The following is a 19,876-nucleotide window of genomic DNA, read 5'->3' as shown; positions in this document are numbered from 1 at the left end:
GAAATACTCACACGCGAGGCGGACTAGTCCGCCTCGCCAGCGACGTCCTTGTGAACGATCACTTCGGCGGTCGGGTAGGCCTCAAGGATTTGACGTTTCAGTCCGGCAGAGATCGCATGGGCCTCGCGCAGGGGCTGATCGCCATTCACTTCGATATGAATGTTCACGAAGGGCTTGGACCCGGCCATCCGCGTTTTCAGGTCGTGAAAGGCATAGATACCGGGATAGGCCTGCGCCATTTTTTCGATGTCTTCGATCATGTCCTGCGGCGCGGACCGGTCCATCAAAGCATCCCAGGCGCTTTTCCAGATTTTGAGCGCCCCGGCGACGAGAATGGCAGCGGCGGCGAGGGCGACCACGCTGTCGAGACGGTCAAAGCCGAACAGCGATGAGGCGAGCAGGGCGGCAATCGCGCCGATGTTCGGGATCAGGTCACCGATGTAATGCAGGCTGTCGGCGGAGACGACTTTTGAGCGGGTCCGCTTGGCAACGTGTTTTTGCCAAAATACCAGCGCGATGGTCAGCACGATGGACAGGACCATGACGCCAACGCCGATGCCTTCGGATGTCATTTCCATCGGAACGGGGTTCAGGAGGCGACGAACGGATGTCACTGCGATTACGCCGCCGGACACCAGAATGAAGATGGACTGTCCCAGTGCCGCCAAATCCTCGGCAGAGGTATGGCCGAATGTGTGATCCTCATCCGGCGGGCGCGAGGCATACCAGATCGCCATGAGGCCGCCAGAGGCCACAAGCAAATCCATCGCGCTGTCTGCCAGAGACGCGGCGATCGCGAGCGATCCGGTTGCACTGAGCGCCCAGATTTTCGCAATGACCAAAATGGTCGCGACAGAAACGGAGGCGAGGCCTGCCGAGAGATTCAGATGTTTGTCCTGCATGGCCCCTCATGACTCTTATGAGCGGTTTAGTCCAGCATCAGCTTGTCCCGAATACGGGCCCAAGCCCGGGCCGTGAAATTGTCTTTCGCAGGTTCGAGGCAATTGCGACCGAGGAACCAGTGGAAATACCCCTCGAAATCGAAATCCGCCATGGTTTCCGGGCCGAACTCGATGGCGGCTTTCAGGTCCGCCACATTGCGCGGTGTCAGTGTGGCGTGCCAGTAATCGCTTTTGCCACAGGTGATGACCGGCTTTTTCTGCATCAGGGCTTCAAACCCAGAGGAGGAGTTTTGCGTGATCACGACACGGGCGGCTTCGATCAGATCATGCAGCGAGGCGTCTGACAGTTTCACATTCGGGTGGTTCTGGCAGAATTCCAGAATTTGCCGCCGCCCCTGTTTGCTTTGATGCGGATGCGGTTTGACATAGACAAGCGCATCGCGGTCGAAAGTCGCCGCCGTGGCGATCATCTGTTCGGTGGTGAGATAATGTGATCCGGGGGTACGTGTCTCGCGGGGCTGGCACAGGATCGTCGCGCTGGCCGGGCGCAACGGCGCATCCATGCGCGGCTCTTGGCGCAGCTTGGACACGTTTTCGCGGAGCATGTAGCTGGTCACGCCGTTGAAGAAATATTCCGCGTCCGCGCGCTTCTCTGGATCGGGCGTGTATTGGGCAAAGCGTAGCGAGCTGTCCCGGCCTTGTCCCACCTCGTCAAAATACCAAAAGCCCCAAAGGTAGGAAGGGTAGGCGTGCAAAATCGTCGGGCCGTACATCGCGGGGCCACCAACGATGATGTGGAAATGGTCGGCTTCCAACAGGGCGCGGGAGCTGCGGGACTGCCCTTCCACCAGATAGGTGGACATGCCTTTCTGTGTCAGCTTCGGCATCAGTTTGGTGAAGAAATCATGCCGCCCCTGCGCGATGGCGTCATACCAGCTGCCATAGGCGTGAATGACGCATGATTTTAATCCGGCCTGGATATTGCGCGCCGCGAGCGGGGACTTGATTTGCTCCATTGGGGATCACTCCAGAATTTCGTCCGGACGTACCCCCCAAAGCCCGGATTTCAGAGCCCAGCCCTTCTGCCCCCCGGCAGAGACCCTGCACCATGAGACGTCACATTCAAGAAGACGGAGGATGACGTTCTTTTCGGCCTGCGCATTCAGGCGCGAAGTTGGATCGGGGCGTGCATAGAGATCGATCATGTCACTCTTCACAAGCGCGGTGCGCACCCCGGAAATCAGGGAATAGTGCAGCCAGCCGGTTGCGCCCTCGATGTCGCGGACACGACGCCAGTGGCCATATTCAGCGATCACCTCAAGCGGATAGCCTCGTTTCACAAAGACCCAATCGATCCGGTGAGACAGGGACGGCCCGCGTCGCACATTGGCTTTGTCACTCTTGAGAGACACGAAACGCGGCAAGGGCAGGTTGGTCACTGACCCGCGCGTCGGATTGGCGGCAGCCGTCGCAACAACAGGGGCGAGCAAGAGCATACAGAACAGCAGAACCCCGATCAGGGAACGGCCCGTGAAAAATCGACCACTGTTCGCCCGGCTATGCACCATTGTCTACTCTGACCTGCCTGCTTTCACATGAAGAGCGCGTCTCTGTGTGCGCATCCTGTTCATGACATCCCGATCTTATCCTTTACGCCTTGCCGGGATGCAATCCAGTTTGCCAGTATGGTGATGAAAAAGAAAGGGAGTGAGGTCGCGATCATGGGTCAGATCAGGGGCAGAGAGCGTCTCAGGGTTGTCGTCACACGGGCTTTGCCCGAACAGGTTGAGACCCGGATGAAGGAATTGTTCAATGTGGAGCTCAGTCACGACGACGCGAAGCTTGATCGCGCTGGATTGATCGCTGCGATGGGGCGGGCGGATGTGCTTGTGCCCTGTGTGACCGACCGGATTGATGCCGAGATGCTGGCGCAGGCCGGGGACCGGCTCAAGCTGATTGCCAATTACGGTGCGGGGCTGGACCACATTGATGTCGGCGCGGCGCAGGGGCGCGGCATCATGGTGTCGAACACGCCCGATGTCGTGACAGAAGACACGGCCGACATGGTTCTGGCGCTTCTACTTTCCGTGACGCGCCGTATTCCCGAAGGGCTGGCCGTGATGCAATCGGGCGAATGGCAGGGCTGGGCGCCGACGGCGTTTTTGGGACAACGCCTTGGTGGTAAACGTCTCGGTATTCTCGGGATGGGCCGTGTGGGGCAGGCCGCCGCGCGCCGGGCCAAGGCTTTCGGGCTGTCCGTGCATTATCACAACCGCCATCGTCTGCATTCGGAGACGGAGGACGCGCTGGAAGCGACATGGTGGGACAGTCTCGATCAAATGTTGTCGCGGATCGATATCCTGTCGATCAACTGCCCGCATACGCCGGCGACCTATCATTTGATCAATGCGCGGCGGCTTAAGCTGATGAAGCCCACGGCGGTGATCGTGAACACCTCTCGTGGGGAGGTGATCGATGAAAACGCTCTGACGCGGGGGCTGCGCGCGGGAGAGATTGGCGGGGCCGGTCTCGACGTGTTCGAGCATGGACATCAGATCAACCCGCGCCTGCGTGCCCTGCCCAATGTGGTGCTCTTGCCGCATATGGGCTCTGCGACCGTGGAGGGGCGCATTGAAATGGGTGAGCGTGTGTTGTTGAACATTTGTAATTTCAACAATGGCGTCCGCCCGCCCGATATGGTGGTGCCAGCGATGCTCTAACGTCCACCGGTTTGACCGGCTTGCAACCATTTCCGCTCAAGCTGCGTTGATAATCTGAAGATTTATGCAGTGAAACCCGGAAGGACAGATCATGCGCTGGTCCAGCATCGAAGACAAATGGTTCCGCTTTAAAGCCAAGGCCAAACAGGAATGGAGCGCGCTGAGCGACGCTCAACTTGAAGAGATTGCGGGAGATCGCGATCTTCTTGAACGCGAGATTGCGGCCACATATGGCAAGGCACCGGACGAGGTCCGCTTCGCGGTGTCGAGTTGGAAAGAGCGGGTTGCTGCCGCCTGAAGATTTGTCTCGGAACTTGTCCGAGGGGCCGTGCGTTTTCTTTTCAGACACTGAAAGGAGGCCCCCGATGAATTGGGATCAAGTTCAAGGTAAATGGAAAGAGATGAAAGGCCGCGTTCGTGAGGAATGGGGCGAATTGACCGACGATGATCTTGCCGCAGCCGAAGGCAATCGCGAACAGCTCGAAGGCAAAATCCAAGAGCGCTACGGCAAGTCGAAGGAAGAGGCCCGCAAGGCTGTGAACGACTTTATCGACAAGCTTTGATTGCGTTTTTTGTGTTTCTGGATCAGTGATCGCGCTGATCGCGAATGAATGTGCCGTTGTTCAACTCGTTGAACGCCTGCATAAGCTCTTCTCGCGTGTTCATCACAATTGGTCCGTGCCATGCGACCGGCTCCTTGAGCGGCTGCCCGGAAATCAACAGGAAGCGCACGCCCTCTGGCCCGCTGTTCACCACGATCTCGTTGCCGGTATCGAAATTCACCAAAGTCCGATTGCCGGACATGTCGCGAATATTGACCTCTTCGCCGTTCACCTCTTTTTCGATGCGCACGCCGTAGGGTTTGGATGCATCTCGGAACGAGGCGCTTCCGGCAAAAATATAGGCAAAGGTGTTCGCATAGGTATCGACCGGCAACACCTTGCGCGTGTTCGGCGGCACGGAAATGTCGAGGTAAAGCGGATCGGCGGCGATGCCATCAACAGGCCCGCGCTGACCCCAGAATGAGCCTGTGACGATCTTCACCTTGGTGCCATCGTCGTCAATGATCTCGGGAATGTCACTGCCCTGAATGTCCTGATAACGCGGGGTGGTCATCTTGAGTGAGGAGGGTAGGTTGGCCCAAAGTTGAAACCCGTGCATCTTGCCCGCCGCGTTCCCGCGCGGCATTTCTTGGTGCATGATGCCGGAGCCAGCCGTCATCCATTGCACCGAGCCTTTACCCAACACGCCCTTGTTGCCAAGGCTGTCGCCATGTTCGACCTCACCGTCGAGCACATAGGTGATCGTCTCGATGCCGCGATGTGGGTGCCAAGGGAAGCCCTTTTCATAGAAGCGGGGATCGTCGTTGCGGAAGTCATCGAACAACAAGAACGGATCGAACTCGCGCGGCTTGTGAAAACCGAACGCACGATAGAGATGAACGCCCGCACCTTCGAGCGTGTATTGACCTTCAGAGGTCGCTTTGACGGGACGAAATGTCATGAGGAGACTCCTGTGTCATCTGTTGCCTCATCATGTGGTCATTCGCCTCTGTGCGTAAACGGCTTTGCGCGAACGGGTTCTGTGCGCGGGCGAACGGAAACGCGCAGTTTGAGTATTTTGGGCACAAAGGAGACGGACCTTAGTCCCATGTTAAGGTTAACCGGGCACGGTATCGATGCGGTACAGGCTGGAGAGCCGATGGCCGTGCACGAAGGAGACGCCCTGACCCGTGGGACGAAATCCCTTCCGGAGACGCCACAGCGCCATGCACCGGCGGTCAGGGCGCATTTTTGTTTCCTTTGTGCCCTAAATACTCAAAGAAAAAGCGCCCCGAAGGGCGCTCAATCTTATTTCTTGGAGCCGTAAACATTGTCGGGCGTCGGGAAGGCGCGGGATTTGACGTCTTCGGCATAGGACGCGATGGCGTCTTCAATCGCCTCGCCAACCGCGCCGAATTTCTTGACGAATTTCGGCACCCAGTCGTTCAGGCCGAGCATGTCTTCCATCACAAGGATTTGCCCGTCGCAGGTTTTCGAAGCCCCGATGCCGATGGTCGGCACATCAACGGCCTTGGTGATCTTATCGGCGAGCGGTTCGACCACGCCCTCGACCACGACGGCAAAAGCACCGGCCTTGGCCACGGCCACGGCGTCGTCGATATGGAATTGCCAGTCGTCCTCGTCGCGGCCCTGTGTCTTGAACCCGCCCATGATATTGGTGGATTGCGGGGTCAGGCCGATATGCGCCATCACCGGGATGCCGCGCTCGGACAGGAACTTGATCGTTTCCGCCATGCGCGCGCCGCCTTCGAGTTTGACGGCCTGACACTGGGTTTCCTTCATGATCTTAGCGGCATTGCGGAAGGCTTGCGCCGGGCTTTCTTCATAGGAGCCGAAGGGCATGTCGACCACGACAAGCGCACGTTTGGTGCCGCGCACCACGGCTTTGCCGTGCATGATCATCAGTTCCAAAGACACGCCGACCGTGCTCTCCATGCCATGCATGACCATGCCGAGGCTGTCGCCAACCAGCAGGAAATCACAGTATTTTTCGGCAATCGCCGCAGTGTGGGCGTGATAGGCGGTGAGCGAAACGATCGGGTCGCCGTTTTTGCGCGCGCGGATTTGCGGCACGGTAACGCGACGGATGGTTTCGGTTTGACTGGACATTGCGTTTCCTCCTCAGACCGGGTTTGCAACCCGTTGGTCGATCAATAGCACATCGCCGAAACGGGCGGCCAGCAGGATCACCACGGGGCGGGTGATCGTTCCGGGCACTTCGGCAAGGGTTTCGGCATCGCGGACATCGACGCTTTCCACCTTGGCGCGCGGTTCGCGGGCGATGAAGTCACGGATTTCCTGTTCGAGATCGGGGCCTGTCCGGCCGTCCGAAGCCTCGTAATCGGCATAGGCCAGCGCCTTGTTCAGGATCAGCGCGGCTTGGCGATCTTCGGGTGTCAGGCGCACGTTGCGCGAGGACATCGCCAGCCCGTCCACCTCGCGCACGGTCGGCACGCCGGTGATCTCGATGGGCATGTCCAGATCGCGGACCATGGTTTTGACGACCTGAAGCTGCTGATAATCCTTCTCGCCAAAGAACGCCTTGTCCGCGCCGGTGATGTTGAAGAGCTTGGTCACCACGGTGCAGACGCCTTTGAAATGGCCGGGACGCAGCGCGCCCATCAGCACGGTGTCGAGCTCTTCGGTCAGTACGGTGGTTTGTTTCTGCGGGTGGTACATTTCCTCGACAGAAGGACAGAACACCGCATCCACCCCCTCGGCTTCGAGCAGGGCGAAGTCACGGGCCTCATCGCGCGGATAGGCATCGAGATCGGCGGCTTCTCCGAATTGCGTCGGGTTGACGAAGATCGACACGATGACCCGCTCCGCCTCGGACTTTGCGGTCCGCACCAGCGTCATGTGACCCTCGTGCAAATAGCCCATCGTCGGGACCAGCCCGACCTTGTCTCCCGCCGCCTGAAAGGCTTTGACGGTGTCACGAATGTCTTGTTTTGTCCGGCAGATTTTCAATGTCAGCCCTCCCGAGGCGGTCATTCGGGCGGACAGTACAAATTACGCGAGGTGTCGTCCAGCGCATCCGGCGACGAAGGTTTTCTTGCCCTTGCATCGAATATCCGTGTCGCTTCCGCAATTTCGACAGAATTTACCCCGATGTTGGCCCGCAAGCGGGGCTTTGAACAGGATGAAGACGATGGGATCTTTTGGCAAAATTATCAGGATACTGAGCCTGGCCAGCGGGATTGTGATCTTGGTGTTCGTGGGCGTTCAATTCGTGCAGATCAAATCGGCAGGGACGGATGAGGTCGCCGTGGACGCGTCAGGGAGCGTTTCGGAGCCAATGACCGGCGCAGAAACCGGCGCAGAAACCGCCGAAGCGGGGGACACAGAGGCCGAGCGCGTCGAAGAAGAGGTTGCAGCGCCGCCTGAAGATGCGGGGATCGGTGAACTTGCCGTCTATTATTTCGAACGGGCGAGCGTCTGGCTTTTCGGTGAAAAGGAAGTCGAAGAGGAGCCTGAAGAGACGATCCAGATGGACTGCAAAACCAAACAGGGCGGAGGCAAGAGCTGTTCGATTACCCGCAGTTGAAATGACTCTGCGGGACGCAGTTAGATCGCCTCAAGAAACGCGACAAGTGCGGCCCGCTCCTCTTGTGTGAGTTCAAGCGTTTGCAAGAGTGGATCGACTTCCGTGGCGGGCAGGAACAAGGGGGCGCGCACGGCTCGCTCGGGCTGTTCGGGTTGATGCGCGCCACCGGCATTATAGAGCTTCACAAGCCCGTGCAGCGTCGGGAAAAGCCCGTTGTGCATATAGGGGGCGCTGCATGATACTTGGCGCAGGCTGGGGGTCAGGAACGCCCCGGCATCCGCCGGATCACCACTGATCTCATAGCGGCCCATGTCGTGATATGTGCGCTCATAATAGGTCAGGCCGATCTTGTGGAATGCGCCATCCATCAGGGCCGGTCCCATGTGACAATTCGCGCAGCGGGCCTTGGTGCGAAAAAGATGCAGGCCTTCGATTTGCTGATCTGTGAGCATATCTGTTTCCCCGGAGAGAAAACGATCCAGTCGGGTTGGTGTATCGAGATGAGTCTGGAACGCGGCAAGCGCTCCGGCAACTCGGTCGAGCGTAATCACTTCATCGCCGTATATGGCGGCGAAGGCCTCTGGGTAAAACGCATAGGCCATCCAGAGTCGAAATGGGACGATCCGGGGGAGGCTGGCGCGAAGCTCGCTACCTGGAAATTCGGGGTTGCTTAGAAGGGGGCAATTCCCCTGACAAGCCAACCTCCGATCTTTTTAGCCAAATACTATTCTGTGAATTTTTCGATGTGATAAATATGCCGCAAATCATATGTGTTTAGATGTTCCTAGGAAGGGCGCCGAGGGGAGGTGTCCCTGTAAACCCATGAATAATAGTCCATTGGCGGCTTTTCTGGAAACGTAAGTCATTGAAATATAATAACCCAAATCACCCAAAAACATCTTGAGGCCGCCAGATGGCCATTTCATCCAGAGAAATTAGAAGATTACTCTAGAAATAGGATTGCTCTAAGAGGCTCTCGCTATACCCTCACAGTCATATAGAATTTTCAGATCTTCATCTATTCGTTTGCCTGCTTCCTGTAGTGACCTGTCTGCAGCATTGATTTGGCTGACCGCGGCCATACCATCTTTGTTTCGGACCGCATCCACTATTTCATGGCTCGCGCCCCTCAGAGCAGCATTCACAGAAGCCCGAAAAAACTCTCCAGCCTCTTCAACTCGGATATCAAATTCAGTTTGGCTCTCGTCGCTATGAAGTTTGCACTCGAATTGCCAAACTTCGCCATCACGTAGGCCCGGTACATCAACAATTACGTAATCTTGTTTGTGAAATGCAACAAAGCGAAATGCCAGCAAACACACAGCTATAAAGAGACCCGTTAAAATATACCAAGTTTTCATGCAATAAATACCATGTGCTGTAAATTTCTTACAGTTTAGCGTAATTCACCTCCGATCCTTCTTCAACCTTTTGGCGTCATCGCCAATCAGGGGCATTTCATCGCCCGATTACCCTCACTTGGGTAGCTGCCGTCTGGAAGTGTCCCTAGTACCAGGTCGGGTTCGACATGTCCTGGATCAGCTGGGGCCTGACCTCGAACAGCCTGAGGAATGTCGAAAGTGCGGCTGGTCGTCAACGCCCGCCACCAGGACGGAGCGCTGTCGCGGCGCATCAAAGGTCGCAAATCCGGAAGACGCGTAAACTATTGAAATAAAATGAAACCACCGACTGCATGGCAGCCGATGGTCATTAATCCTGTGCCGGAATGGACAAATTACCCCGGAAATGGACAAGGTTTAGTGGGTCCTACACATCCCCTCGGCAGCACGTCTCACCCGCATTTCGAATGGCCGCAGGAGGCGCAGGTCATGCAGCCCTCAATCATCCGCATGTCGTATTGACCGCAGGAGGGGCAGGCTTTGCCGCGGGGGTTCTCGCCAATCGCGACCACCTCGGATTTCGGGTCGGTTTTGAGGCCCATGCCTTCGCCTGCGATAAAGCCGATCTCGATGAGATGGGTCTCGATGACGCCGCCGATCGCCGCCAGAATGGAGGGGATGTACTTGCCTTTCATCCACGCGCCGCCGCGCGGGTCGAACACGGCTTTAAGCTCCTCGACCACGAAGGACACATCGCCGCCGCGACGGAACACCGCCGAGATCATCCGGGTCAGCGCCACGGTCCAGGCGAAATGCTCCATGTTCTTCGAGTTGATGAAAATCTCGAACGGGCGGCGATGACCGCCATGGACGATGTCGTTGATCGTCACATAGATCGCGTGCTCGCTGTCCGGCCATTTGAGCTTGTAGGTGTTGCCCTCAAGCTGTTGCGGACGGTCGAGCGGCTCAGACAGGTAGACGACTTCTGCGCCTTCGTCCTGTTCCGGGGCTTTCTCCGAGGTCTCGGAAACAGAGAGGACAGAGCCGGTCACATCGTTCGGGCGGTAGGTCGTGCAGCCTTTGCAGCCGGTCTCATAGGCTTCCATATAGACCTCTTTGAAGTCTTCGAAGGCAATGTCTTCCGGGCAGTTGATCGTCTTGGAGATCGAGCTGTCGACCCATTTCTGTGCCGCCGCCTGCATCCGCACGTGATCGAGCGGGGCGAGCGTTTGGGCGTTCACGAAATACTCGGGCAGTTCCACATCCGCGCCGAACTTATCGCGGTAAAGCTTCACCGCGTAGTCCACGACTTCCTCTTCCGTGCGCGAGCCGTCTTTTTGCAGCACTTTGCGGGTGTAGGCATAGGCGAACACCGGCTCGATCCCCGACGATACGTTCCCCGCGTAAAGCGAGATCGTGCCGGTCGGCGCGATGGACGTCAAAAGCGCGTTGCGGATGCCATTCTCTGCGATGGCGTCTTTGACGTCTTGATCCATGATCTTGAGCGACCCAGACGCCAGATATTTGTCTTTGTCAAAGAGCGGGAAAGCGCCTTTCTCTTTGGCCAGACCTGCGGAGGCGAGGTAGGACGCACGGGCGATCATTTTGAGCCATTTCTCACAGGTCGCAGCGGCTTCCACGGAACCGTAACGCTGACCAATCATCAGAAGCGCATCGGCCAGACCGGTGACGCCAAGCCCGATGCGACGTTTCGCCTGCGCTTCCTGTGCCTGCGCGTCGAGCGGGAAGCGGGAGGTGTCCACGACGTTGTCCATCATCCGCACGGCGGTGGCGACGAGATCGAACAGAACCTCTTCGTCCATTTCCGCGCCTTTGCCAAACGGGTCTTTCACGAGACGAGCAAGGTTGATCGAGCCGAGCAGGCAAGCGCCGTAAGGGGGCAGGGGCTGCTCGCCGCAGGGGTTGGTCGCGGCGATGGTCTCCACATAGGAGAGGTTGTTCATCTTGTTGATGCGGTCGATGAAGATCACGCCCGGCTCGGCGTAATCATAGGTCGCACGCATGATCTTGTTCCACAGGTCGCGGGCCTCGACCGTGTGATAGACCTTGTCGCCAAACTTGAGCTCCCACGGGCCGTCGGCCTTCACCGCTTCCATGAAATCGTCGGTCACGAGGACGGACAGGTTGAACATGCGCAGACGTGCGCTGTCCTGTTTCGCCTCGATGAATTGCTCAATATCCGGGTGGTCGCAACGCATCGTCGCCATCATCGCGCCACGGCGCGAGCCGGCGGACATAATGGTGCGGCACATCGCGTCCCAGACATCCATGAAGGACAGCGGCCCGGAGGCATCCGCCGCCACCCCCATCACATCCGCGCCTTTCGGGCGGATGGTGGAGAAATCATAGCCGATGCCGCCACCTTGCTGCATGGTGAGCGCGGCTTCTTTGAGCATGTCGAAAATGCCGGACATGCTGTCGGGGATGGTGCCCATGACGAAACAGTTGAACAGCGTCACGGCGCGCCCGGTGCCTGCGCCCGCAAGAATGCGGCCTGCGGGCAGGAATTTGAAATCCTCCAGCGCGTGGTAGAATTTTTCTTCCCAAGCGGCCTTGTCTTTTTCGAGCGAAGCCAAGGAACGGGCCACGCGGCGCCAGCTGTCCTCGACCGATTGATCCAGAACTGTTCCATCGGCCTCTTTGAGGCGATATTTCATATCCCAAATTTGTTCGGCGATAGGGGCAGTAAAACGGGTCATAGCGGTTTTCCGATCTCGAATGGCAGCAGACAGGACACGTGCTTTTGCGGCGTCAGCATGGGGAACCGCAATAGGGCGTTCAAAGCCCTGCTTGAAGAATCGCACATGCGACCTATGCTCTTATACCAGAGTTAGGGCGATCAAATGGCCAACCACATAAACCTAGTCAAATTATGCGTTGGCGTCGAGAGTGTCGATCAACTGCAGGCCTATATCGATGCGACGGCAAGTAGCTATCGTGGGCATGTTTCGCGCCTCTTTCCCAAAAAGGACAAGGAGTTGCTTGATGGCGGCTCGCTTTATTGGGTGATCAAGGGTGTCATTCAGGCACGTCAACGCATCGTCGGTCTCGAAGAGGTGATCGGCTCCGACGGCGTGCGGCGCTGCGAGATTATGCTCGACAAGGAACTGATCCGAACCGCGAATGCCGCGCGCCGCCCGTTTCAAGGCTGGCGTTATCTCAAGCCGGAAGATGCCCCTGTTGACCTGCCAAAAGGGCGCAAAGCGGAACCCGATCTGCCGCCGGAGCTGGCGCAGGCTTTGTCCGACATCGGTGTGATCTGAGTATTTTCACAGCAAAGGAAACTGAGGCCAGCACGGGCAAGCGCAGGGTTGACCATGCGCCCGCCCGGCTGTCTCAGGTCTGTGTCAGTCGTCGAGACCCATCATCTGGGTCAGCTCGGTGAGCGTCGCGCGGGTCTCATCGGTCCAATGCGCCATGCGCGATTTGAACAGGGTCGCTTGCGAGCGGTGCACCGGATCGCAGTTCAGGATCTTCAGGTGGTTGGCGCGCAGGGTTTCCCCCGTCGAAGTGATGTCGGCAACAGCCTCGGCGGTGAGGTTTTTCACGGTGCCTTCAGTTGCGCCCTGAGAGTCTACGAGCTGATAATCGGCGACGCCATTGGCTTTGAAGAACTCACGGATCAGGTGGTGGTATTTCGTCGCCACGCGAAGCCGGAACCCGTGGCGCGCACGGAAGGCGGCGGCGGCGGCGTCGAGATCGTCGAGGGTTTCGACATCAACCCAGCATTTCGGCACGGCGATGATCAGATCGGCATGGCCGAAGCCCATTTTCGCCAGTTCGATCACCTTACTGTCCCAACTCGCCAGCTTGTCGCGCACCAGATCGGAGCCGGTAACTCCGAGGTGAATGCGCCCGGCAGCCAGTTCGCGCGGAATTTCAGAGGCGGACAGGAGCACAAGTTCGACGCCTTCGATGCCGTCAACCGCGCCGGAATATTCCCGCTCGGCCCCGGCACGCGACAGGGTCACGCCGCGCTCGGAAAACCATTCAAAGGTCTTGTCCATCAACCGGCCCTTTGAGGGCACGCCAAGTTTGACAACCATCACGCCGCTCCTTTCTGGGTGGATTTCAGGGCCAAAAGCACATTCGGGCGGATCACGCCGCCCACAGCGGGGATCGAACGACCTTGCCCGAGCACCGCGGTCAGCGCGTCATAACGCCCGCCCGTGGCCACTGGAGGCAGATCGGGGCGTCCCTGTGCATAGAAGCCGAACACGAACCCATCGTAATATTCCATCGAGGTGCGGCCATAGGAAGCTTCGAAGTCGAGATTCTCGACATCGACCCCGCGCGCATCGAGCGCCTCGACCCGGCGGGCCAAAAGCCGCACGGCATCGGAAATCGCAGGCAGGTCCACCGCAATGTCGCGCAGTTGCGAGAGCACATGCGGCAGGGTTTCCTTGAGCGACAGGATGTCGTCGAGCAATTCGATCTCGGCGGCGGAGATCGGCGGCTCGGCGGCATCCTCTTCAAGGGCCTTGATCCGGGTGTCGATCTCCGTCTGGGTGCGCAAGCCGATGAAGGGGGCTTCCGGTTCGGCCAGATTGGCGCGCACGCGTTCGAGGTTTTGCTTGCGCAGGGCGGTGCCCGCCTCGGAGAACCGGGACATCAGAGCGCGGAACCGGCGCGGCCGCCAGATGTGGCGCAGCAAAGCGGCGCGGCGGCGTTCGGTGGTTTTCAGCCCCGCCACGGCAGCCATCAGAATGCCGATGTCGCCGGTCGCTGCGTGAAGTCCGGAGCCAGCGAGAGCTTCAGAGAACCTCGCGAAAACCTCGGCATCAGCAGCCGCCGGATCGGAGCCGTCGAACACCTCGTAGCCGACCTGCATGTATTCATTGGCGCGAGTGGGCATATCTTCCTGTTTGCGGAACACTTCGCCTGCATAGGTATAGCGCGCGGGTTCGGCGCCGTTGGTCATATGCTCCTGTACCACGGGCACGGTGAAATCCGGGCGCAGCATCATTTCGCCACGCTCCGGGTCATTGGTGACATAGGCGCGGGCGCGGATGTCTTCGCCGTAGAGGTCCAAAAGCACCTCAGCAGGCAGGAGAATATCCATCTCGACGGCCTGCGCGCCGCTCTCCTCAAAGAGCGCCTTCAAGCGCGCAGCTTCGGCTTTGACCGTCGCCTTCGGAATGTCAAAACGGGGCATCAGCTATAGCTTTCGATAATCTCGCGCACTTTCGCGACCATTTCGCCGCGCGGCACTTCGTATTGGTTCGGACGGTCTTTCCATTCCTCAAGCGAGGCGCTCTCGGCAATCTTGGTGCCGAGGATCAAGTCCTTGATCTGCACCACGCCGCGCTCGGCCTCGTCGCCGCCCTGAATGATCGCCACCGGGCTTTCACGCTTGTCAGCATATTTGAGCTGGTTGCCGAAGTTCTTCGGGTTGCCGAGGTAGACTTCGGCGCGAAGGCCCGCTTGGCGCAGTTCCGTCACCATTTCCATGTAGTCGCCCATCCGGTCGCGATCCATCACGGTCACCACGACAGGGCCTTGCGCCTTCGAGCCGATCCGACCCGTGGCGTGCAGTGCGGCCAGAAGACGGTCGACGCCGATGGACATACCCGTCGCCGGGACAGCCTGACCAGTGAAGCGTTTCACCAGATCGTCGTACCGGCCACCGCCGGCGACGGAACCGAATTCGCGCACGCGGCCTTTTTCGTCGGTGACTTCAAAGGTCAGCTCGGCCTCGTAGACCGGGCCGGTGTAATAACCGAGGCCACGCACCACGGCGGGATCGATAACGATACGGTCGGGACCGTAGCCTTGGCCTTCGAGCAACTCGGCGATCTCGCGCAGTTCCGCGACGCCCTCTTGGCCGGTTTTTGCCTCGCCAACCAGCGCGCCCAGACGGTCCAAGGTGGTGGCATTGCTGTCTTGGCGACCATTGACGAAACCAAGGATCAATTCGACCTGTGCTTTGGCAAGGCCAGCACCTTCGGTGAAGTCGCCGCTCTCGTCTTTTCGCCCTTCGGTGAGCAGAGCCATGACGCCTGCGTCGCCGAACTTGTCATGCTTGTCGATGGTGCGCAAAACGATGCCGCGCACAGTCGCGAATTCCGCGGTGTCGGGCAGGCCAGCGGCCTCCAGAACGCCGTCGAGAACCTTACGGTTGTTCACACGAATGATGTAATCGCCGCGCGGGATGCCGACGGCTTCCAGCGTGTCCGACAGCATCGCGCAAATCTCTGCGTCAGCGGCCACAGACGGCGCGCCCACGGTGTCGGCGTCGCACTGGTAGAACTGGCGGAAACGTCCCGGCCCCGGTTTTTCGTTGCGCCATACCGGCCCCATCGCAAAGCGGCGATAGGGGGAGGGCAGGTCTTGGCGGTACTGTGCCGCGACCCGCGCGAGCGGCGCGGTCATGTCATAGCGCAGCGCGACCCAATCCGAGTCGTCTTCCTGCCAGGCGAATACACCCTCGTTCGGGCGGTCCACATCGGGGAGGAATTTGCCGAGCGCCTCGACGGTTTCCACGGCCGAGGTTTCCAGTGCTTCAAACCCGTAAAGATGATAGACTTCAGCGATCTGATCGAGCATATGTTTGCGCTCGCTCACCTCGGTGCCGAAGTAATCACGAAAGCCCTTCGGCGTCACTGCCTTGGGGCGCGGGGTTTTCTTGGGCTTGGCCATGGCCGGTCCTTTTGCACTTTGTCGCGGGCGGCATATCGCACGGGGGCCAAAGGGGCAAGGCGGCAGGCATGTCTGGCCTGTGAAATCCCTATGACAGAGGCCTATAAGGGGCCTATATCGCGCTCACATGTGCCCAAGTTCGAACGAGAGAGGATCCGACATGTCCGACGAAACCCGCATCACAGCCCTTGAAGAACAGGTCGCCTATCTCACGAAAACCGTTGAGGAGCTGTCCGACATCGTCGCGCAGCAGGAGCGTATCATCGAAAATGCCGAACGTCGGCTTGGTATGTTGATGGAGGCCGAAGCCCTGCGTCAGTCGGAGACAGACGGTTCCGTGCCGCTCGCCGATCAACGCCCGCCGCATTGGTGAAGTTACAATCTGCACCGCAGATTGTGACCGTAAGGTTCCTGCGTACTGCGTCGTCGGGCGAACCAGCCCGCCTCACATATCCTCAACCAGTACCACGCCGTCAAAGGACTTGATCGCGCCTTTGATCTCCGGGGTGATGACGAACGGCTGCGGCACGTCGATCTCGACTTCGTTTTGCGTGTCAGGCGGCATGAGGCAGAAACTGATCGCGCCCTTGGCGGGTTGCTTCGCCTCTTCCGTCACGCGGGTCAAAAGTTCACCGACCTGAATGATCGCCTGCGTGTTCTCGCAATAAATCTTGAGCGCCGCGCCGCCGGCATCGGCGACGACGGTCTCCATCGGGGCGACGGAGCGGATCATCGGGTCGAACTGCCCGTCGTTGAACCGGCCCTCAAGCGACATGACAAGTTTGTCGTGTTTCTCGAAAATATCGTAGGAGGAGTCGTATTCGCCCTTCTTCGGGAACATCGCGATGCCGGAAAGCTGACCTGTCGGGTCGGAAATGTTCATCCGGAAGTAGCGCGTGCCTTTGCCGGATTTCATCGGACGGAAGCCGGACACCAAAACGCCAACCTTCATGATCGTGCCGCCTTCGGCCTCTGCCTTGGCCTGCACCTCGGCGATGGTACCGATTTTCTTGCGTTTGAGCGCGGCTGCGTAATCGTCGAGCGGGTGGCCGGAGAGGTAGAAGCCGATGGCTTTCTGCTCTTCCATCAACCGTTCGGAGGCGACCCAATCGCCGACCGGTGACAGCCGCGGTTCCGGCAGGTCTTCGCCCGCATCGCCAAAGAGCGACACTTGGTTCGAGGCCTTCTGTTCATGGATCGCGGCGGAATATTGCACCAGCGCGTCGAGGCTGTCGAAAACGCGGCGGCGGTTGCTGTCCAGAAGGTCAAAGGCGCCTGCACGGGCAAGCATCTCAAGCGGTCGCTTGCCGACCTTTTTGAGATCGACGCGGCGCGCGAAATCATAGAGCGTCACAAAGGGTTTGCCGCCTTCTTCGCGTGCCTTGACGATCAATTGCATCGCTTCGACGCCGACGTTTTTCAGCGCACCGAGCGCATAGACTAGCTTCTGATCCACCACATCGAACGTCGCCAGAGAGCGGTTCACACAGGGCGGAATGATCTCGATATCAAGCCCGCGCCGCACCTCTTCACAGAAGATCGACAGCTTGTCGGTCAGGTGAATATCGCAGTTCATGACGCCCGCCATGAACTCCACCGGGTGGTTCGCTTTGAGCCAGCCGGTCTGGTAGGATACGACGCCATAGGCTGCCGCGTGGGATTTGTTGAAGCCGTAGTTGGCGAATTTCTCCAGAAGGTCGAAGACCTCGGAAGCTTTCTTTTTATCGACCCCGTTCTTCGCCGCGCCCGCCTCGAATTTCGGGCGTTCGGCGTCCATCGCCTCTTTGATCTTTTTACCCATCGCACGACGCAGAAGGTCAGCGCCGCCGAGCGAATAGCCCGCCATGACCTGCGCGATTTGCATCACCTGTTCCTGATACACGATGATGCCCTGCGTCTCCGCGAGGATGTGGTCGATGGTCGGGTGGACCGACTGCAATTCCTTGCGCCCGTGTTTCACGTCGCAATAGGTCGGAATGTTTTCCATCGGGCCGGGACGATACAGCGCCACAAGCGCCACGATGTCCTCGATACAGGTCGGCTTCATCTGCCGAAGCGCCTGCATCATGCCCGAGCTCTCCACCTGGAACACCGCAACGGTCTTGGCGTCCGAATAGAGCTTGTAGGTCTTTTCGTCATCCAGCGGGATGAGGTTGATCTCGTTCTCCCCGCCTTCTGGCGGCTCATAAAGCTCGGTCCCGTCAGCGGCGATGTGCAGGGGGCGACCGGATTTGAAGATCAGGTCCATCGCGGACTGGATCACCGTCAGCGTCTTGAGGCCAAGAAAGTCGAACTTCACCAGACCGGCCTGCTCGACCCATTTCATGTTGAATTGGGTCGCGGGCATGTCGGAGCGCGGGTCTTGGTAGAGCGGCACGAGGTGGTCCAAGGGCCGGTCGCCGATCACAACCCCCGCCGCGTGGGTCGATGCGTTCCGCAAAAGCCCTTCGACCTGCTGGCCATAGGTCAAAAGCCGATCCACGACCTCTTCGTTGCGGGCCTCTTCGCGCAGTTTCGGTTCGTCTTCCAGCGCCTGTTTGATCGACACTGGCTTGACGCCTTCGACGGGGATCAGCTTCGACAGACGGTCCACCTGACCGTAAGGCATCTGCAAAACCCGCCCGATGTCGCGCACCGCCGCTTTGGACAAAAGCGCACCGAAGGTGATGATCTGCCCCACCTTGTCGCGCCCGTATTTCTGCTGCACGTATTGGATCGTCTCTTCGCGGCGATCCATGCAGAAGTCGATATCGAAGTCAGGCATCGACACACGTTCCGGGTTCAAGAAGCGTTCGAACAGCAGCGAATAGCGCAGCGGGTCAAGGTCCGTGATGGTCAACACATAGGCGACCAGAGAGCCAGCGCCTGAGCCCCGTCCCGGTCCGACCGGGATGTTGTGATCTTTCGACCACTTGATGAAGTCGGCCACGATCAGGAAGTAGCCCGGAAAGCCCATCTGTTCGATGATCCCAAGCTCGAATTTGAGCCGGTCCTCATACTCTTCCCGTGGGGCAGCGGGCTGGATCACGGCGAGGCGTTTGTCGAGGCCTTCCCACGCCTGTTTGCGCAGTTCCTCGACCTCGTCATCGGCAAATTTCGGCAGGATCGGCGCGCGCTTATAGGCTTTGAACGCACAGCGTTTCGCGATCTCCACCGTGTTCTCAATGGCCTCCGGCAGATCGGCAAACAGCGCGATCATTTCGGCGGGGGATTTGAAATAATGCTCCGGCGTCAGGCGGCGGCGTGGTTCGACCTGATCGACGTAAGCCCCTTCGGCGATACACAAAAGCGCGTCATGCGCCTCGTACATCTCGGATTTCGGGAAATACACATCATTCGTCGCCACCAGCGGCAGGCCCAAATCATAGGCCCATTCCACGAAAGGCCGCTCGGTCAGCCGTTCGGCCTCCGTATGGCTGCCTTCCTCGCCCGGATGGCGCTGCAATTCGACGTAGAGCCGGTTCGGATAGATCGCTTTGAACCGCTCCAGAAGCGCGCGCGCCTGCGGTTCGTGGTGATCGCGGATCATCCGCCCAATCGGCCCGTCGGAGCCGCCCGTGAGACAGATCAACCCGCCGGAATAGCGCTCCAGCTCCTCAAGCGTCACCTGCGGTATGCCGTCGTGCTTGTCGACATAGAGACAAGAATTGAGCTTCATCAGATGCTCATAGCCAGTCTCGTTCTGGGCCAGCAAAACCACCGGGGCAGGGGCTTTCGGCTTCGCGCCGGGCTCTGGCTTCGTGTAGGCCACGCTGATCTGACAGCCGATGATCGGCTGGATGCCAGCCCCTTTGGAATACTCGGAAAATTCCAGCGCGCAGAACAGATCGTTCGTGTCCGTCACGGCCACGGCGGGCATGCCCATGTCCGCAACCATGCCACTCAATTTCTTGAGCTTCATCGCCCCTTCGAGGAGCGAATATTCGGTGTGGACCCGCAGATGGATAAAGGAAGCTGTGCTCATGTAAGGGGCAAGCTATCGCAAGCGCGCGCGGCTCGCCAAGGGCAAAACGCCACTTGTCCACAGCTTCTCGCGGGCGCTCATTTTTTGATCAAAAGTACAAAAGCCAAGCAAAAGCGATTAAGAATCCCTTGCAAAACACCGCGCATCTCGGTTTTCTTTTAGAAATCACACGCGCTTTCC

General features: G+C 58.8%; 20 protein-coding genes. 7 read left to right on the top strand and 13 right to left on the bottom strand.

Going from position 1 to position 19,876, the window contains the following annotated elements; all coding sequences use genetic code 11:
- Positions 1-23: 23 nt before the first annotated feature.
- From ACYBHZ_RS01790 to ACYBHZ_RS01780, 3 genes are read right to left on the bottom strand one after another with little or no spacing between them, the layout of a single operon-like run.
- Complete coding sequence (locus tag ACYBHZ_RS01790) at positions 24-902, bottom strand: cation diffusion facilitator family transporter (protein ID WP_460272467.1); 879 nt, start codon at positions 900-902, stop codon at positions 24-26.
- Positions 903-928: 26 nt separating this feature from the next.
- Positions 929-1,918, bottom strand: coding sequence for a capsular polysaccharide export protein, LipB/KpsS family (locus tag ACYBHZ_RS01785; RefSeq protein WP_460272466.1), 990 nt, complete (start codon positions 1,916-1,918; stop codon positions 929-931).
- Between the two features lie 6 nt (positions 1,919-1,924).
- Positions 1,925-2,470, bottom strand: coding sequence for an SH3 domain-containing protein (locus ACYBHZ_RS01780; RefSeq protein ID WP_460272465.1), 546 nt, complete (start codon positions 2,468-2,470; stop codon positions 1,925-1,927).
- A gap of 153 nt (positions 2,471-2,623) precedes the next feature.
- Here ACYBHZ_RS01780 and ACYBHZ_RS01775 point away from each other — a divergent pair, with 153 nt between their 5' ends.
- The 3 genes from ACYBHZ_RS01775 to ACYBHZ_RS01765 all read left to right on the top strand — a co-directional run bounded on the left by ACYBHZ_RS01775 (position 2,624) and on the right by ACYBHZ_RS01765 (position 4,185).
- On the top strand, positions 2,624-3,622 hold the full coding sequence (locus ACYBHZ_RS01775) for a 2-hydroxyacid dehydrogenase (protein ID WP_460272464.1): 999 nt from the start codon (positions 2,624-2,626) through the stop codon (positions 3,620-3,622).
- Positions 3,623-3,713: 91 nt separating this feature from the next.
- Positions 3,714-3,920 (top strand): CsbD family protein, encoded by a 207-nt coding sequence (locus tag ACYBHZ_RS01770; RefSeq protein ID WP_460272463.1) that lies wholly within the window; start codon positions 3,714-3,716, stop codon positions 3,918-3,920.
- Between the two features lie 67 nt (positions 3,921-3,987).
- Positions 3,988-4,185 (top strand): CsbD family protein, encoded by a 198-nt coding sequence (locus ACYBHZ_RS01765; protein WP_460272462.1) that lies wholly within the window; start codon positions 3,988-3,990, stop codon positions 4,183-4,185.
- Between the two features lie 22 nt (positions 4,186-4,207).
- Here the strand turns inward: ACYBHZ_RS01765 and ACYBHZ_RS01760 are convergent, their stop codons facing one another.
- The 3 genes from ACYBHZ_RS01760 to panC all read right to left on the bottom strand — a co-directional run bounded on the left by ACYBHZ_RS01760 (position 4,208) and on the right by panC (position 7,179).
- On the bottom strand, positions 4,208-5,125 hold the full coding sequence (locus tag ACYBHZ_RS01760) for a pirin family protein (RefSeq protein WP_460272461.1): 918 nt from the start codon (positions 5,123-5,125) through the stop codon (positions 4,208-4,210).
- 347 nt (positions 5,126-5,472) lie between these two features.
- Positions 5,473-6,294 carry a 3-methyl-2-oxobutanoate hydroxymethyltransferase gene (gene panB / locus ACYBHZ_RS01755; protein WP_460272460.1) on the bottom strand — a complete coding sequence of 274 codons (822 nt, stop codon included), beginning with the start codon at positions 6,292-6,294 and terminating at the stop codon, positions 5,473-5,475.
- Positions 6,295-6,306: 12 nt separating this feature from the next.
- Positions 6,307-7,179 (bottom strand): pantoate--beta-alanine ligase, encoded by an 873-nt coding sequence (gene panC / locus ACYBHZ_RS01750; protein WP_460272459.1) that lies wholly within the window; start codon positions 7,177-7,179, stop codon positions 6,307-6,309.
- Positions 7,180-7,336: 157 nt separating this feature from the next.
- On the opposite strand from panC, the gene ACYBHZ_RS01745 reads away from it, so the two are divergent.
- On the top strand, positions 7,337-7,732 hold the full coding sequence (locus ACYBHZ_RS01745; protein ID WP_460272458.1) for a hypothetical protein: 396 nt from the start codon (positions 7,337-7,339) through the stop codon (positions 7,730-7,732).
- Positions 7,733-7,752: 20 nt separating this feature from the next.
- On the opposite strand, the gene ACYBHZ_RS01740 is transcribed toward ACYBHZ_RS01745, so the two are convergent.
- Complete coding sequence (locus tag ACYBHZ_RS01740) at positions 7,753-8,100, bottom strand: cytochrome-c peroxidase (protein WP_460272457.1); 348 nt, start codon at positions 8,098-8,100, stop codon at positions 7,753-7,755.
- A gap of 15 nt (positions 8,101-8,115) precedes the next feature.
- Here ACYBHZ_RS01740 and ACYBHZ_RS01735 point away from each other — a divergent pair, with 15 nt between their 5' ends.
- Complete coding sequence (locus ACYBHZ_RS01735) at positions 8,116-8,406, top strand: hypothetical protein (protein WP_460272456.1); 291 nt, start codon at positions 8,116-8,118, stop codon at positions 8,404-8,406.
- 291 nt (positions 8,407-8,697) lie between these two features.
- Here the strand turns inward: ACYBHZ_RS01735 and ACYBHZ_RS01730 are convergent, their stop codons facing one another.
- Positions 8,698-9,093, bottom strand: coding sequence for a hypothetical protein (locus ACYBHZ_RS01730; RefSeq protein ID WP_460272455.1), 396 nt, complete (start codon positions 9,091-9,093; stop codon positions 8,698-8,700).
- A 431-nt stretch (positions 9,094-9,524) separates the two neighbouring features.
- A complete protein-coding gene (locus tag ACYBHZ_RS01725; protein ID WP_460272454.1) occupies positions 9,525-11,792 on the bottom strand; it encodes an adenosylcobalamin-dependent ribonucleoside-diphosphate reductase in 2,268 nt (755 codons plus the stop codon).
- 144 nt (positions 11,793-11,936) lie between these two features.
- Between ACYBHZ_RS01725 and ACYBHZ_RS01720 the strand changes: the two genes are divergently transcribed.
- Positions 11,937-12,356: a DUF1489 family protein gene (locus ACYBHZ_RS01720; protein ID WP_460272453.1), complete on the top strand. Its 420-nt coding sequence runs from the start codon at positions 11,937-11,939 to the stop codon at positions 12,354-12,356.
- Positions 12,357-12,440: 84 nt separating this feature from the next.
- Here the strand turns inward: ACYBHZ_RS01720 and hisG are convergent, their stop codons facing one another.
- Genes hisG through hisS form a run of 3 tightly spaced genes read right to left on the bottom strand, consistent with a single transcriptional unit; the run spans position 12,441 to position 15,732 of the window.
- The gene (gene hisG, locus ACYBHZ_RS01715; RefSeq protein ID WP_460272452.1) at positions 12,441-13,139 is read right to left on the bottom strand and encodes an ATP phosphoribosyltransferase; all 699 of its coding nucleotides are present in this window, start codon (positions 13,137-13,139) and stop codon (positions 12,441-12,443) included.
- Complete coding sequence (locus ACYBHZ_RS01710) at positions 13,139-14,248, bottom strand: ATP phosphoribosyltransferase regulatory subunit (protein WP_460272451.1); 1,110 nt, start codon at positions 14,246-14,248, stop codon at positions 13,139-13,141. The genes hisG and ACYBHZ_RS01710 overlap by 1 nt, the downstream gene beginning before the upstream one ends.
- Positions 14,248-15,732 (bottom strand): histidine--tRNA ligase, encoded by a 1,485-nt coding sequence (hisS, locus tag ACYBHZ_RS01705; protein ID WP_460272450.1) that lies wholly within the window; start codon positions 15,730-15,732, stop codon positions 14,248-14,250. Before hisS ends, ACYBHZ_RS01710 begins: the two co-directional genes overlap by 1 nt.
- Before the next feature lie 160 nt (positions 15,733-15,892).
- Between hisS and ACYBHZ_RS01700 the strand changes: the two genes are divergently transcribed.
- Complete coding sequence (locus tag ACYBHZ_RS01700; RefSeq protein ID WP_460272449.1) at positions 15,893-16,105, top strand: SlyX family protein; 213 nt, start codon at positions 15,893-15,895, stop codon at positions 16,103-16,105.
- 72 nt (positions 16,106-16,177) lie between these two features.
- Here ACYBHZ_RS01700 and dnaE read toward each other — a convergent pair whose 3' ends face one another.
- Positions 16,178-19,696 carry a DNA polymerase III subunit alpha gene (gene dnaE, locus ACYBHZ_RS01695; RefSeq protein WP_460272448.1) on the bottom strand — a complete coding sequence of 1,173 codons (3,519 nt, stop codon included), beginning with the start codon at positions 19,694-19,696 and terminating at the stop codon, positions 16,178-16,180.
- Positions 19,697-19,876 lie beyond the last annotated feature (180 nt).

The sequence above is a fragment of the Celeribacter sp. ULVN23_4 genome, assembly GCF_054788345.1.
Note: the sequence above shows the minus strand (reverse complement) of the source record. Positions and strands in the feature narration are given on the sequence as shown.

What these genes read in the sequence shown, in the direction of transcription:
- ACYBHZ_RS01760 (WP_460272461.1), bottom strand. Translation starts at nt 5,125, where the DNA reads ATGACATTTCGTCCCGTCAAAGCGACCTCTGAAGGTCAATACACGCTC.
- hisS (WP_460272450.1), bottom strand. Translation starts at nt 15,732, where the DNA reads ATGGCCAAGCCCAAGAAAACCCCGCGCCCCAAGGCAGTGACGCCGAAG.
- dnaE (WP_460272448.1), bottom strand. Translation starts at nt 19,696, where the DNA reads ATGAGCACAGCTTCCTTTATCCATCTGCGGGTCCACACCGAATATTCG.
- panB (WP_460272460.1), bottom strand. Translation starts at nt 6,294, where the DNA reads ATGTCCAGTCAAACCGAAACCATCCGTCGCGTTACCGTGCCGCAAATC.
- ACYBHZ_RS01785 (WP_460272466.1), bottom strand. Translation starts at nt 1,918, where the DNA reads ATGGAGCAAATCAAGTCCCCGCTCGCGGCGCGCAATATCCAGGCCGGA.
- ACYBHZ_RS01720 (WP_460272453.1), top strand. Translation starts at nt 11,937, where the DNA reads ATGGCCAACCACATAAACCTAGTCAAATTATGCGTTGGCGTCGAGAGT.
- ACYBHZ_RS01730 (WP_460272455.1), bottom strand. Translation starts at nt 9,093, where the DNA reads ATGAAAACTTGGTATATTTTAACGGGTCTCTTTATAGCTGTGTGTTTG.
- ACYBHZ_RS01745 (WP_460272458.1), top strand. Translation starts at nt 7,337, where the DNA reads ATGGGATCTTTTGGCAAAATTATCAGGATACTGAGCCTGGCCAGCGGG.
- hisG (WP_460272452.1), bottom strand. Translation starts at nt 13,139, where the DNA reads ATGGTTGTCAAACTTGGCGTGCCCTCAAAGGGCCGGTTGATGGACAAG.
- ACYBHZ_RS01790 (WP_460272467.1), bottom strand. Translation starts at nt 902, where the DNA reads ATGCAGGACAAACATCTGAATCTCTCGGCAGGCCTCGCCTCCGTTTCT.
- ACYBHZ_RS01765 (WP_460272462.1), top strand. Translation starts at nt 3,988, where the DNA reads ATGAATTGGGATCAAGTTCAAGGTAAATGGAAAGAGATGAAAGGCCGC.
- ACYBHZ_RS01775 (WP_460272464.1), top strand. Translation starts at nt 2,624, where the DNA reads ATGGGTCAGATCAGGGGCAGAGAGCGTCTCAGGGTTGTCGTCACACGG.
- ACYBHZ_RS01770 (WP_460272463.1), top strand. Translation starts at nt 3,714, where the DNA reads ATGCGCTGGTCCAGCATCGAAGACAAATGGTTCCGCTTTAAAGCCAAG.
- ACYBHZ_RS01700 (WP_460272449.1), top strand. Translation starts at nt 15,893, where the DNA reads ATGTCCGACGAAACCCGCATCACAGCCCTTGAAGAACAGGTCGCCTAT.
- panC (WP_460272459.1), bottom strand. Translation starts at nt 7,179, where the DNA reads ATGACCGCCTCGGGAGGGCTGACATTGAAAATCTGCCGGACAAAACAA.
- ACYBHZ_RS01710 (WP_460272451.1), bottom strand. Translation starts at nt 14,248, where the DNA reads ATGCCCCGTTTTGACATTCCGAAGGCGACGGTCAAAGCCGAAGCTGCG.
- ACYBHZ_RS01725 (WP_460272454.1), bottom strand. Translation starts at nt 11,792, where the DNA reads ATGACCCGTTTTACTGCCCCTATCGCCGAACAAATTTGGGATATGAAA.
- ACYBHZ_RS01740 (WP_460272457.1), bottom strand. Translation starts at nt 8,100, where the DNA reads ATGGATGGCGCATTCCACAAGATCGGCCTGACCTATTATGAGCGCACA.
- ACYBHZ_RS01780 (WP_460272465.1), bottom strand. Translation starts at nt 2,470, where the DNA reads ATGGTGCATAGCCGGGCGAACAGTGGTCGATTTTTCACGGGCCGTTCC.